Origin of the sequence: Synechococcus sp. CS-1328 (assembly GCF_025128095.1) — a bacterium.
Lineage (GTDB): Bacteria > Cyanobacteriota > Cyanobacteriia > PCC-6307 > Cyanobiaceae > CBW1002.
The window spans coordinates 1-12,227 of record NZ_JAHLYT010000030.1; the positions used below are offsets into that span (position 1 = coordinate 1).

At 67.1% G+C, this 12,227-nt stretch carries 11 protein-coding genes; 5 read left to right on the forward strand and 6 right to left on the reverse strand.

Annotated elements, in window-relative coordinates; all coding sequences use genetic code 11:
• Nucleotides 1-49 precede the first annotated feature (49 nt).
• Together KQ310_RS04645 and purB are read left to right on the forward strand one after the other, a co-directional pair.
• Complete coding sequence (locus KQ310_RS04645; protein ID WP_259720617.1) at nucleotides 50-667, forward strand: hypothetical protein; 618 nt, start codon at nucleotides 50-52, stop codon at nucleotides 665-667.
• Nucleotides 668-802: 135 nt separating this feature from the next.
• Nucleotides 803-2,098, forward strand: a complete 1,296-nt coding sequence (purB, locus tag KQ310_RS04650; protein WP_259720618.1) for an adenylosuccinate lyase — start codon at nucleotides 803-805, stop codon at nucleotides 2,096-2,098.
• A gap of 27 nt (nucleotides 2,099-2,125) precedes the next feature.
• Here purB and rfbC read toward each other — a convergent pair whose 3' ends face one another.
• The 6 genes from rfbC to KQ310_RS15820 all read right to left on the reverse strand — a co-directional run bounded on the left by rfbC (nucleotide 2,126) and on the right by KQ310_RS15820 (nucleotide 9,248).
• Nucleotides 2,126-2,698 carry a dTDP-4-dehydrorhamnose 3,5-epimerase gene (gene rfbC / locus KQ310_RS04655; RefSeq protein WP_259720619.1) on the reverse strand — a complete coding sequence of 191 codons (573 nt, stop codon included), beginning with the start codon at nucleotides 2,696-2,698 and terminating at the stop codon, nucleotides 2,126-2,128.
• 189 nt (nucleotides 2,699-2,887) lie between these two features.
• Nucleotides 2,888-3,964 (reverse strand): dTDP-glucose 4,6-dehydratase, encoded by a 1,077-nt coding sequence (gene rfbB, locus KQ310_RS04660; RefSeq protein WP_259720620.1) that lies wholly within the window; start codon nucleotides 3,962-3,964, stop codon nucleotides 2,888-2,890.
• Between the two features lie 11 nt (nucleotides 3,965-3,975).
• Nucleotides 3,976-4,890, reverse strand: coding sequence for a dTDP-4-dehydrorhamnose reductase (gene rfbD / locus KQ310_RS04665; RefSeq protein ID WP_259720621.1), 915 nt, complete (start codon nucleotides 4,888-4,890; stop codon nucleotides 3,976-3,978).
• A gap of 29 nt (nucleotides 4,891-4,919) precedes the next feature.
• Nucleotides 4,920-5,822 (reverse strand): glucose-1-phosphate thymidylyltransferase RfbA, encoded by a 903-nt coding sequence (gene rfbA / locus KQ310_RS04670; RefSeq protein WP_259720622.1) that lies wholly within the window; start codon nucleotides 5,820-5,822, stop codon nucleotides 4,920-4,922.
• Between the two features lie 138 nt (nucleotides 5,823-5,960).
• Entirely contained in the window at nucleotides 5,961-8,831 is a 2,871-nt protein-coding gene (locus KQ310_RS04675; RefSeq protein ID WP_259720623.1) for an RNA helicase, read from the reverse strand.
• 9 nt (nucleotides 8,832-8,840) lie between these two features.
• A complete protein-coding gene (locus KQ310_RS15820; protein ID WP_311134699.1) occupies nucleotides 8,841-9,248 on the reverse strand; it encodes a hypothetical protein in 408 nt (135 codons plus the stop codon).
• 163 nt (nucleotides 9,249-9,411) lie between these two features.
• On the opposite strand from KQ310_RS15820, the gene KQ310_RS04685 reads away from it, so the two are divergent.
• Genes KQ310_RS04685 through KQ310_RS04695 form a run of 3 tightly spaced genes read left to right on the forward strand, consistent with a single transcriptional unit; the run spans nucleotide 9,412 to nucleotide 12,169 of the window.
• Nucleotides 9,412-10,566 (forward strand): aminotransferase class I/II-fold pyridoxal phosphate-dependent enzyme, encoded by a 1,155-nt coding sequence (locus tag KQ310_RS04685; protein WP_399237664.1) that lies wholly within the window; start codon nucleotides 9,412-9,414, stop codon nucleotides 10,564-10,566.
• On the forward strand, nucleotides 10,563-11,363 hold the full coding sequence (locus KQ310_RS04690) for an alpha/beta fold hydrolase (RefSeq protein WP_259720625.1): 801 nt from the start codon (nucleotides 10,563-10,565) through the stop codon (nucleotides 11,361-11,363). Before KQ310_RS04685 ends, KQ310_RS04690 begins: the two co-directional genes overlap by 4 nt.
• Entirely contained in the window at nucleotides 11,360-12,169 is an 810-nt protein-coding gene (locus tag KQ310_RS04695) for a methyltransferase domain-containing protein (RefSeq protein WP_259720626.1), read from the forward strand. Before KQ310_RS04690 ends, KQ310_RS04695 begins: the two co-directional genes overlap by 4 nt.
• Nucleotides 12,170-12,227 lie beyond the last annotated feature (58 nt).

A 12,227-nucleotide genomic window follows, 5' to 3' on the forward strand; every position in this document is an offset into this window, starting at 1 on the left:
CCCCCCATTCCCGTAGTGTTTGGCGACTACGAGGCCGAATTCCTCACCCATGTCCACTCAAATCACGCCTCAGTCAGAGGTCATCACGCCAGTAGGCCAAACGCCGCCCGTCGTCACAGAAACCCCTCAGGGCACATCCGTTGTCTTTGGCGGCCAGACCAGTGGCGTCAACACCACTGCAATTAGTGGCACAACCCTCGTCTCTGGTGAGAAGACCACCGGCTCCAGCTTCAACATGTTTGGAGGCGCCGACTTCATCTTCGCCGAATTCAAGGCGAAGAAGTCGACCGTTACCGGCGACGAAGGCGACAACGCCATTGATGCTGCAGCCACTGTCTTCAAGAAAACGTCGTTCGATCTTGGAGCTGGTGCAGACTCGATCGCCTTCGCAGAAGGTTCCAAGGTCAAGCAGGCTGACCTCAATCTTGGCGAGGGCGACGATGTTGTGAGCTTCGGCAATGGCTCTAACGTCACGAAGTCTACGATTGACTTGGGTACCGGCGGCAGTGACAGGATCCTTATCGCACAGGATGCAGAAGTCAAGAAGCTGACAATCAAGAACTTCGATAGCAATGACGTTCTCAGGATCGGTGATGTGACTTACACCCAGCCTGGCATCGCAGCCAAGCTGGCAGAAGACGGTATCGACTTCATTACCTTCGAGTGATCGTCTGATCGATTTGATCCAGCCAGCCGGGGGAATCCCCGGCTTTTTTTTTGCGAACAGCCGCTGATGCCCCGCACGCTCAAGCCTCCACCCACTACGCCATAGATTGGCCCCGTCGTTGCCACGCGCTGGCCCTTGATCGAGCGTTACACCCTGCCCGCCATGGGCCAGATCTGGAGTGAAGAGGCGAAATTCCAGAGCTGGCTGGATGTGGAGATCGCCGCCACCGAAGCCAATCAACGCCTCGGCCGCGTTCCTGCCGATGCCCTCGCCACCATCAAGGCCACAGCCCGGTTTGAGGTGCCCCGCATCCTCGAGATCGAGGCGGAGGTGCGTCACGACGTGATCGCCTTCCTCACCAACGTGAATGAGCACGTGGGGGATGCCGGACGCTACATCCACGTGGGGATGACCAGCTCCGACGTGCTCGACACCGGCCTGGCCCTGCAGCTCAAGGCCTCGGTTCAGCTGCTGCGCCAGGAGCTTGATGCTCTGGCCCACGCCCTGCGGACCTTGGCCCGGGAGCACAAAAACACCGTGATGATCGGCCGCTCCCACGCCATCCATGGCGAGCCGATCAGCTTCGGCTTCAAGGTGGCTGGCTGGCTGGCGGAGGTGGTGCGCAACCAGGAGCGGCTCGAACGGCTCGAGCAGGTGGTGAGCGTGGGCCAGATCAGCGGCGCCATGGGCACCTACGCCAACACCGATCCCCAGGTGGAAGCGATCACCTGCGAATTACTGGGCCTGGTGCCCGACACGGCCAGCACCCAGGTGATCGGCCGCGATCGCCATGCCGAGTACGTCCAGACCCTGGCCCTGGTGGGCGCCGCCCTGGAGCGCTTCTCCACCGAGATCCGCAACCTGCAGCGCACCGATGTGCTGGAGGTGGAGGAGAACTTCGCCAAGGGCCAGAAGGGCAGCTCCGCCATGCCCCACAAGCGCAACCCGATCCGCAGCGAGCGCATCTCCGGCCTGGCCCGCGTGCTGCGCAGCTACGTGGTGGCTGCCCTGGAGAACTGTGCCCTCTGGCACGAGCGCGACATCAGCCACAGCTCGGTGGAGCGGATGATGCTGCCCGATTGCTCGGTCACCCTGCACTTCATGCTGCGCGAAATGACCGACGTGGTGAAGGGCCTCGGGGTCTACCCGCAGAACATGGCCCGCAACATGAACGTCTACGGCGGTGTGGTGTTCAGCCAGAGGGTGCTGCTGGCCCTGGTGGCCTCAGGACTGAGCCGCGAGGAGTCCTACCGGATCGTGCAACGCAACGCCCACACCGCCTGGAACACTGAAGGCGGCCATTTCCGCGCCAACCTCGAGGCCGATGCCGATGTGACCAGCCGTCTCAACCCCGAGCAGCTGGCACACTGCTTCGCCGCCGACCTACACCTGGCCAACCTGGGGGTGATCTGGGAGCGGCTGGGGATCTGAGGCTCGCAGCTCTCAGGCCGCCGGCTTTCAGGCGAGTAGGCCTGAGGCTGGCAGGAGCGCCGGATCCTGGTTGGCCAGGGTGGGATTGGCCTGGTCTTTAGCCGAGAGCTGGATCTCCACCCCTGGCGGCAGTTCGGGCCAGACAATGCCAACGGCGGGATCATTCCAGACGATCCCCTGTTCTGAGGCCGGATGGTAATAATCGGAGCAGAGGTAGCAGAAATCCGCCAGCTCACTGAGCACCAGAAAGCCGTGCGCGAAGCCCGGCGGCACCCAGAGCTGCTGGTGGGTCACGTCGTCGAGCAAGGCACCCACCCATTGGCCGAAAAAGGGAGAGCCGCGGCGCACATCCACCGCCACATCAAACACCGCCCCGCGGGAGCAGCGCACCAGCTTGCCCTGGGTCTGCACGAGCTGGTAGTGGAGCCCGCGCAGCACCCCCTGGCGGCTGCGGCTCTGATTGTGCTGCACCAGCGGCGGAATTCCGGCCTGATCCAGCACGTTCTGGCGCGCCGTTTCCACAAAAAAGCCTCGGGCATCCCCGAAGACCTTGGGCTGCAGCAACAGCACGTCGGGGATGGACTGGGGAATGATCTGCATGACGGTGAAACGCAGCCGAGAGAGAGAGAGAGAGAGAGAGAGAGAGAGAGAGAGAACCGAAACAGGAAAGAACAGAACTCAAACGCGTCCGGACAACCACGCGTCAGGACGACACAAAGGATCAGAACAACAACGAATCAAGCGCGAAACGAAGACAGGGAATCCTGGGGGCTCGGGAATCCCTAAGCTTCAGGCTCCCAGGGAGGCTCCGTACTGTGCTTCCAGGTAGCCGCTGTACTCCGGCGAGAGCAGCGGCTCCCACCAGCTGCGATTGGCCAGATACCACTGCACCGTGCGCCGCAGGCCTTCCTGCACCGTCACCTGGGGCTCCCACCCCAACGTGCGGCGAATGTGGGAGGCATCGATGGCATAGCGGCGGTCGTGGCCAGGGCGATCCGCCACGAAGCGAATCAGCTCGCGGCAGGGACGCACCGGCAGATCCGGAGCCAGCTCCTCCATCAGGTCGCAAAGCAGGTGAACCAGATCAAGATTGGCCACCTCGTTGTTGCCGCCGATGCAATAGGTGCTGCCAGGCTCGCCGGCCAACAGCACCCGCTCCAGGGCCCGGCAGTGGTCGTGCACGAACAACCAGTCGCGCACATTGGAGCCGTCGCCGTAGACCGGAATCGGCCGGCCGAGCAGGATGTTGATCAGCGTGAGCGGAATCAGCTTTTCCGGGAAGTGGTAGGGCCCGTAATTGTTGGAGCAATTGCTCACCAGCACCGGCAGCCCGTAGGTGTGTTGCCAGGCCCGGGCCAGGTGGTCGCTGGCAGCCTTGCTGGCGGCATAAGGCGAGCGGGGCGAATAGGCGGTGGATTCACTGAAGGGAGGATCCTGCGGCTCAAGGCTGCCGAACACTTCATCGGTGCTGACGTGCAGAAACCGCCAGTGCTCGGGTGAGCCGTTGGCCAACCAGTGGGCCCGGAAGGCCTCCAGCAGGGTGAAGGTGCCCCCCACGTTCGTGGCCAGGAAGGCGCCGGGTCCACTGATCGAGCGGTCGACATGGGATTCGGCCGCCAGATGGGCCACATGGGTGATGGACTGCTCCTGGAGCACCTTGGCCACCAACGCCGCATCGCCGATGTCGCCATGCACGAACTGGACCTGGCCCGCATCGATCAGGGGCGCAATCGTGGCGCGTTTGCCGGCGTAGGTGAGGGCATCCAGCACCACCAGGCGATCCTGCGGATGGGTGGCGGCCCAATGGTGAACCAGGTTGCCGGCGATGAATCCGGCGCCGCCGGTGATCAAGAGATGGCGGGTCATGGAAGAAAACATCATTGCCAGGCCTCGAGGCACTGCCGCAGATCCTCGCGCCAGTTCGGCAGGGGGAGGCCAAAGGCCGCCTCAAAGCGGGAGCCATCCAGCCGTGAGTTCGCCGGGCGGGCTGCCGGGGTTGGGTAGGCACTCGACGGGATGGCGCTGAGGGCGGGGGCGCGCTCCAGCAGGCCGAGGTCCACCGCCTCCGCGAAGATCGCGGCGGCAAAGTCGTGCCAGCTCACGGCGGGTTGGCCGGCGTAGTGGTAAGTGCCCCAGGGCAGACCTGCGGTGATGGCCGGCTCGGCCAGCTGCAGCAGGGTGCGGGCAATCGCCTCGGCACTGGTGGGGCCACCGATCTGGTCGTCCACCACCGACAGGGCCAGGCGTTCCCCCCCCAGCCGCAGCATTGTGCGCACGAAATTGGCGCCCTGGATGCCGAACACCCAGCTCACCCGCAGCAGCAGGTGGGGACCAGCGGCCGCTCGCAGCGCCTCCTCGCCGGCCAGCTTGGTGGCGCCATACACCCCCAGGGGGCCGGTGGGATCCTCTTCCCGCCAGGGCGAGTCGCCACAGCCGTTGAACACATAATCGGTGGAGAGGTGCATCAGGGGCAGATCCCGCGCCGCACAGGCCTGGGCCAGCACACCCACTCCAACGGCATTCACCGCCTGGGCCAGCTCGGGCTCGCTCTCGGCCCGATCCACCGCCGTGTATGCAGCGGCATTGATCACCAGGGCAGGCTTCAGCTGATCGAGCAGAGCCTCAAGTTGCTGGACCAGCTCGCCCGATGGAGCTGCCAGATCGATCTCGGGCCGCCCAGCCACCACCAGGGGACGATCCGGCAGCAGCGCCGGTGCCAGGGCCTGCAGGGCGCTGGCCACCTGGCCGCTGCGGCCGATCAGCAGCACTGGTGCAGCAGCAGAGGAGGCCATTGAAAAAGATGGACCTGGAGTCGGGGTGATCATGCGCAGCGCTCCGCCAGCAGGCCTTCCAGGTAGGCGCCATAGCCGCTCTTGTGGAGCGGTGCCGCCAGTTGGGCCAGCTGGTCATCGCTGATCCAGCCCTGCCGCCAGGCCACTTCTTCGGGGCAGCCGATCTTGAGCCCCTGGCGTTTTTCGAGGGTGCGGATGTAGCTGCCGGCCTCATGCAGAGAATCACAGGTGCCGGTATCCAGCCAGGCCATGCCGCGGCCCAGCAGTTCCACCTGCAACTGCCCCCGCTCGAGATAGAGGCGATTGAGGTCGGTGATCTCCAGCTCGCCCCGTGGGGAAGGCTTCACCTGATGAGCCAGCTCCACCACCTGGGAATCATAGAAATACAGGCCGGTCACGGCGTAGTTGGAAGCTGGCACCTCCGGCTTCTCCTCCAGCGAGGTGACCCGCCGCTGCGCATCAAACCCCACCACGCCGTAGCGCTCCGGATCCGCCACCCGATAGGCGAACACCGAAGCACCATCGCCGCGAGCCGCCGCCGCCTGCAGGCTGATCGAGAGATCGTGCCCATAGAAGAGGTTGTCGCCCAGAACCAGGGCCGCCGGATGGCCGTCCAGAAAAGTCTCACCGATCAGGAAGGCCTGGGCCAGGCCATCGGGGCTGGGCTGCTCGGCGTAGGAGAAGCGAACGCCCCAGCGGGAGCCGTCGCCGAGCAGATCCCGGAACCGAGGCAGATCGTGGGGGGTGGAGATGATCAGGATGTCCTGAATGCCCGCCAGCATCAAGGTGCTGAGCGGGTAATAGATCATCGGCTTGTCGTAAACCGGCAGCAGCTGCTTGCTCACCGCCTGGGTGATCGGATGCAGGCGGGTGCCGCTGCCACCGGCCAGGATAATGCCGCGGTGACCAGAGGCCTTGGACGAAACAGGCAACGATTCAGGGTGACTGCGGATACTTTCCCACAGGCGCCTGGCCGATCCCTTGCCTCCTGAGCCCTTGGCCTGCACCCCTGGACCGCGACATCTTCCGCAATCTGGGCCTGTGAAGCAGGATTCTTCTGAAGGTGTTGTTTAGAAGGCAGGGCTGTCCTCAGGAACTTCATCCAAAGGCTCAACCTCAACCACAGCCGTAGCCACTGCCTCAACCGCAGCCACCGCCTCAGTCGCAACCAAAGACGGAACCGCCGACTCAGACCCAGCCACAGCCGGGGCAGCAGCCTGTCCCACCAGATCCTCGATCTCGCAGACCGGGAAGCGGTTGATCGCCTGCAGGGCACGGCGGGAGTTGCGGCGTAGCTGCTCGCTGATCGCTTCGCAGTAGGGAATCTGGGCGAGCAGATCCACCGTGCGGCGCAGGATGCGCACCACATCGCCTTCATCGAGGGAGGTGCTGGCGATCACATCGGTCCAGCTGGCCCCCCGGGCCCAGGCTTCCACCAGCCCCGTGAGTTCGGGCTCCCACCAGACCGGCACCACCACCTTGCCGCGCTCCTGCTGGCGCTGCAGCTCCCGCCGCAGGCCGCGCAGGTCGTGCAGGGCTTCCTCCACTGCCGGTGGCGGCGGGAAGGCACACCAGAGATCGGGGCGGTTCACCTCGGTGGAGATCGCCTCGAGCACCGCGGCCAGCTCGGCGGGGTCGAGCCCATCGAGATGACCACTCATCAGAGCGAGCCCCAGCCAGAGCTCGTTGTCGCCCCGCAGGGCCGCCACAGTGCGACCCACCTCCGTGGGCTCAAGCCCCTCAGCTCCATCCAGCCCCCCGAAGAAGCGCAAGATGTCGATCAGGGCCAGGAAGGTATCCCAGTGGCGGTTCGAGCGGTGATGCAGCAGCGTCTGGCGTTCTTCGATCTCCACAGCCAGCTCCTCCATGCGGCGGTGGTGCTGCTTGAGCCGCTTGCGATCGCCCCAGCGATGGGCCGGATGGAGTTCCAGCTCCTGTTCGAGCTGCTGCACCAGCCGCGCCTGCTCCTGCACCTCTCCGGCCAGGTCGAACTGGGGGGTGCTCATGTCGTGGCGGCGGGCCATCGAGGCCACCGCCAGGGCCAGACCACCACTGGCCTGGTCGCCATGGCGCAATTCACCCTGATGCTGCAGCTCGGGCGGATCCAGCTGGCTCACCTGCAGGCAGCTGAGCTCGGCATGGAGGCTCACCACCGCATGGCAGGGGAGCAGCAGCCACTGGTTCTCATCGGTGAGGCAGAGCAGCAGGGGGAACTGGCCGGGGCCCGGCACCTTCCGCACGATCACCGCCGGTGTGACCCGGCCCCGCAACTGGGGCGCCCGGAGGCTCACCAGGGTGCCTTCACTGGAGAACTGCAGGGCCAGGGTGAGTTCGTGCACCAGGGTCTCTTCGGCCTGGTGCTGCAGGATCCGCTGCAGGCGACGCTCCTCGCGCAGGCGGCCGCGCTGCTTTTCATAGTCTTCAAAGTCGTCCCAGGGCACATCGCCGCTGCCGGCCTCGAGGGAGGCGAGCTGGGCCCCCAGTTCGGCGATGCGGGCCTCGTCGTCTGCCAGGTCGAGGGTGGCCAGATACCGCCCGAAACTGCGTTCCACCAGCTCGCGCGCCTTTGTTAGGTCGTAGCGCTGCAGCAGGTTGAGCACCATGCCGTAGCTGGGCGTGAACTGGCTCACCAGCGGATCGGCCGGGCTGGTGGCCAACGCACCCGCCTCCCGCACCCCCTCGAAGCGGCTCTGCACCGTCACCACATAGCCCTGCACATCGAGGCCACGCCGGCCCGCCCGGCCCGCCATCTGCAGGAACTCACTGCCCATCAGGGGGCGGTGGCCCCGCTCGGTGCGCTTCGACAGCGAAGAGATCACGGTGGTGCGGGCCGGCATGTTGATGCCCGCCGCCAGGGTTTCGGTGGCAAACACCACCTTGATCAGTCCCTGCTGAAAAAGATCTTCGATCAGTTCCTTCCAGGCCGGCAGCACACCGGCGTGGTGGGAAGCGATGCCCCGCAGCAGCGGTTCATCATGGCCCTCCCGAACCGCCTCTGGTGTGGCAGCTACGTAGGCGTCAAGGCGCACAGCGATGCGCGCCTGTTCCTCGGGGGTGACCAGACAGAGCTTGCCCATGTCGCGTACGCCCTTATCGCAGCCGCGACGGCTGAAGATGAAATAGATCGCCGGCAGCATGTCCCGCTCGGCCATCTGGGCCACCACGAACGCCAGAGGCGGTGCCTCGGGCTGGGGTGGCCGCGGCGGCTTGGGACCCTTGCGGCGGGTGGTCTTGGGAGGCCGCCAGACCTTGCAGTTGGGGTGCAGTGCCGTGCCTTCGTCATTGAGCAGGGGGTGGAGACCCTTGGCGCTGCAGAAGCTGAAGGCCAGCGGCACCGGCCGGAAGTCGCTGTGCACCAGGCGGGTGGGGCCGTGCACCCGCTCGATCCAGTCGGTAAGCTGGCCGGCATTGGCCACCGTGGCCGAAAGCGCCACCAGCTGGATCGGCGGCGGGCAATGGATGATCGATTCCTCCCAGACGGTGCCGCGCTGGGAATCGTTCATGTAGTGGCACTCATCCAGCACCACCGCCTCCACGTCCGCCAGGGGGTCGTCGTCGGGATGGTCGATTTCCGCATAGAGCATGTTGCGGAAGATCTCGGTGGTCATCACCACGATCTGGGCCTCACGGTTGAGGCTCAGATCACCGGTGAGCAGCCCCACCTTCTCCGCCCCGAACTGATGGCGGAAATCACGCAGTTTCTGGTTGGAGAGGGCCTTGAGGGGCGTGGTGTAAAAGACTTTCTGGCCGTGGGCCAGGGCGCGGTAGATGGCGTACTCGCCCACCAGGGTCTTGCCGGAGCCGGTGGGGGCACTCACCACGACCGAGTGGCCCTGGTTCAGCGCATCGATCGCCTCGAGCTGGAAGGGATCGAGCGAAAACGGAAACAGCTGGTCCAGCGCCGGCACTGGCTGATCAGCACGTTGGCCAGAACTGGGCATCGGCGAATCCTAGGGGCGGGCTGACCCGGTTCCACTGCGGGAGCGCCACCAGGCGGCCAGCAGGCTGCCCAGCACCGCCTGCACCACGGCCGAGATCGCACCGGGCAAGGCCGTGAGCGGGCTGGTGAAGGCCGAACGGGCCAGCACCCGCCGGAAATCCCCGAGCTGCAGCCCCAGCCCCATGCCCAGCATGATCACCGCCAGGGCCCAGACGATCGCCGGCCCCTTCAGCCACGTGAACAGCTGCGGAAACGGCAGCGACAGCAGCACCGCCGCCAGGGTCCAGACCGGAAAGAGCAGGGTGAAGCGTTCCAGCAGCCCCAGGTGCGGCGGCAGGGCGGCGGGCGGCGCAGCAGGTTGCGGCGGGGCGGCTTGCGGCGGAGGTGCCATCGACGGCAGATCGGGCTTGCGGCCCATCCTGCTCAGCGGACCTGGAGGCGTCAGCGAAAGACCCCGCATCAGAACAGGGGACAACGGGCGAGAACCTGACCCTGCTTAGGTTGGGCAGATGCGGCAGCCAATGCCGGTGTCCGAGCCGATCAGCACAGCCCCCCTCTGGCGTGAGCAGCTGATCGCCAGCCTGTCCGCCCTGCCGGCGGAACGCCACCGCCGGATCCGCACCTTCCTGCCCGGCCGCAGCGCCGCCTCCTTGCAAGACGCGCAAGCGAACGCCCCCCCCCTGCTCGATCTGGCCAGCAACGATTACCTGGGTCTGGCGCGCCATCCGGCCCTGGCCCGGGCCGCGACGGCCTGCCTGAACGAGGAAGGCCTCGGCGCCGGCTCCTCACGGCTGGTGTGCGGCAGCCGGCCCATCCACGAAGCCCTGGAGCGGGCCCTGGCCCGCTGGCTGGGACGGGAACGGGTGCTGCTCTTCCCGAGCGGCTTCCAGGCCAATCTCGCCGCGGTGACAGCCCTGGCGGATCGCCACAGCCTGGTGCTGGCCGATCGGCTGATCCACCACTCCCTGCTGGTGGGCGTGCAGGCCAGCGGTGCCCGCCTGCAGCGCTTCCGACACAACGATCTCACCGATCTGGAGAGGCGCCTGGTGGCTGCACGGCAGGCCGATCCGGGGCAGCGCCTGCTGGTGCTGAGCGAAAGCCTGTTCAGCATGGAGGGCACCAGCCCGGCCGTGGAGGCCCTGGCACGGCTGTGCGAGCGCCATGGGGCCCTGCTGCTGCTGGATGAGGCCCATGCGCTGGGGGTGCTGGGACAGGGAGGCCGCGGCCTGGCCTGGGGACTGCCCGCCGTGACCCTGGTGAGCGGCACCTTCGGCAAGGCCTTCGGCGGGGGCGGTGCCTTCCTCGCCAGCGATGCCCTGGTGGGCGACTGGCTGCTGCAGCGCAGTGGCGGCTTCCGCTTCACCACAGCTCTGGCACCACCGCTGGCGGCTGGGGCGCTCGCCGCGCTGGAACTGATGGAGAGCCGGGAAGCCTCTGGCCAGGCGGCTGGCCCGGCACTGCTGGAGCGGGCCCGGCGTTGGCGCGATGGCCTCGAGGCTGCCGGCTGGCCCAGGCCCGCCGGCCACGGCCCGATCCTGGCGCTGGTGGTGGGAGGCGACCAGGAAGCGCTCGACCTCCAGGCCCGACTTGAGGGGGCCGGCCTGCTGATCGTGGCGATCCGCCCGCCCACGGTGCCGGAGGGTCAGGCCCGTCTGCGCCTCGTGCTGCGCGAGGATCTGCCTCCGGGCAGTCTGCATCACCTGCTGAAGGCCCTCGGTTCACCGCCTGCGCCATGACCCTCCAGGTGATCGCCATGCACGGTTGGGGCGGCGACAGCCGGGCCTGGGAACCCTGGCGGCAGCTGGCCGAGCAGCGGAACTGGCCGTGGCAGAGCGGTGAACGCGGCTACGGCTCCCTGCCGCCGTTCCAACCCACCTGGATCCCCAACGGCGCGGCCACGGCCGGGCCCCGCGTGCTGATCGGCCACTCCCTCGGCCCCCACCTGGTGCCAGCGAACGTGCTGGCAGCCGCCGATCTGGTGGTGCTGCTGGCCAGCTTCGGACGCTTCGTGCCGGAGGGCCGCGATCGCCGGCGGCTGCAGCGGGGACTGGCCGGTATGGCAGCGCCGCTGCAAGCCCACCTGGCCAGCGGCTTGGAGACCAGTGAGAGTGCTGTTCAGAGCATGCTGTCGGCCTTTCTGCAGCAGGCGGCTGATCCTGCTGATGCCGCCCTGCTGCCCCCCGGGCCGGAAACCGACCACATCACCCCCGCGGGCTGCGGACGCCTGCTCGACGACCTGGAACGACTGGAACAGTGCGACGGCCTGCCGACCGGGTTTCCCGCCGCAGCCCAGGTGCTGATCGTGGAGGCGGAAGCCGATCGGATTGTGGTGCCCGCCGCCCGTTCCCTGCTGCGCAACGCCCTGCCCACAGCCGCGATGGAGGTGCTGCCCGGCGCCGGCCACAGCCTGTTGCAGACGAACGTGGTGCCGTTGGTGTTCAGCTGGCTTGAGGCCAGGCAGAGCCAGTGGGGCCAGGCAGGGGGAAGCGGTTCATCGGCCTCTGGGCCGGTACCGGCTGGGTCTCCCGAATGACGGCTGCTGCGGCCTTCGGCACGACAGCGGCGACCCGCTTCAGCACCCAGGTGAGGCAGCGATTCGCCGTTGGGGCCAGCGCCTACGACCAGGAGGCCCATCTGCAGCGCGCGGTGGCCTGGCGGCTGGCACACCACTGCCGCCACCTGCCGCTGCTGCCAGGCCCCAGGGCTGACCTCGGCGCCGGCACCGGGCTGCTCAGCCGGGCCCTGCTGGAGCAATGGCCTTCAGGGAACGCTTCACCCCGGCTGCAGCAGATCGATCTCTGCCCCGAACTGCTGACCCGCAACGCACTGGCCAACAGCCGGGAGCGGCGGGGCTGGGATCTGGAGCGCGGGCTGCCGGCGGCGGCGCAGTCGGCGGCCCTGCTGATCTCCAGCTTTGCTCTGCAGTGGCTGGAGAACCCGGCAAAGCAGCTGGAAGGCTGGTGCCACAGCCTCATGCCGGGTGGCTGGCTAGCCCTGGCGGTGCCGACCAGCGGCAGCTTTCCGCAATGGCGCTCCGCCGCCGCTGCCGCCGCCGTTCCCTGCACGGCCCTGCCCCTGCCAGACGCTGAGGCTCTGATCGCCGCGGCCGAGCGTGGCGGTCTGGGGCTGCGGCATGCCCAGGTACTCCGTTTTCAGCGGCTATGCCTCGATGGACATGAGGCCCTGGGACGGATGCGCGCCCTTGGCGCCGGCGCCAGCCGCAGCGCGCCGCTGTCGGCAGCTCAACTGCGACGGCTCCTGCGCCACTGGAAGCAGCCCGGTCTCAGTTGGGAGGTGTTGCTGCTGTTGGGCTCGCGCCCCACGACAGGGGGCAGCTGACGGGGGGCGCTGACTGGGAGCGCTGACTGGGGCCGCTGAGCAGAATCCCAAGTGCCGC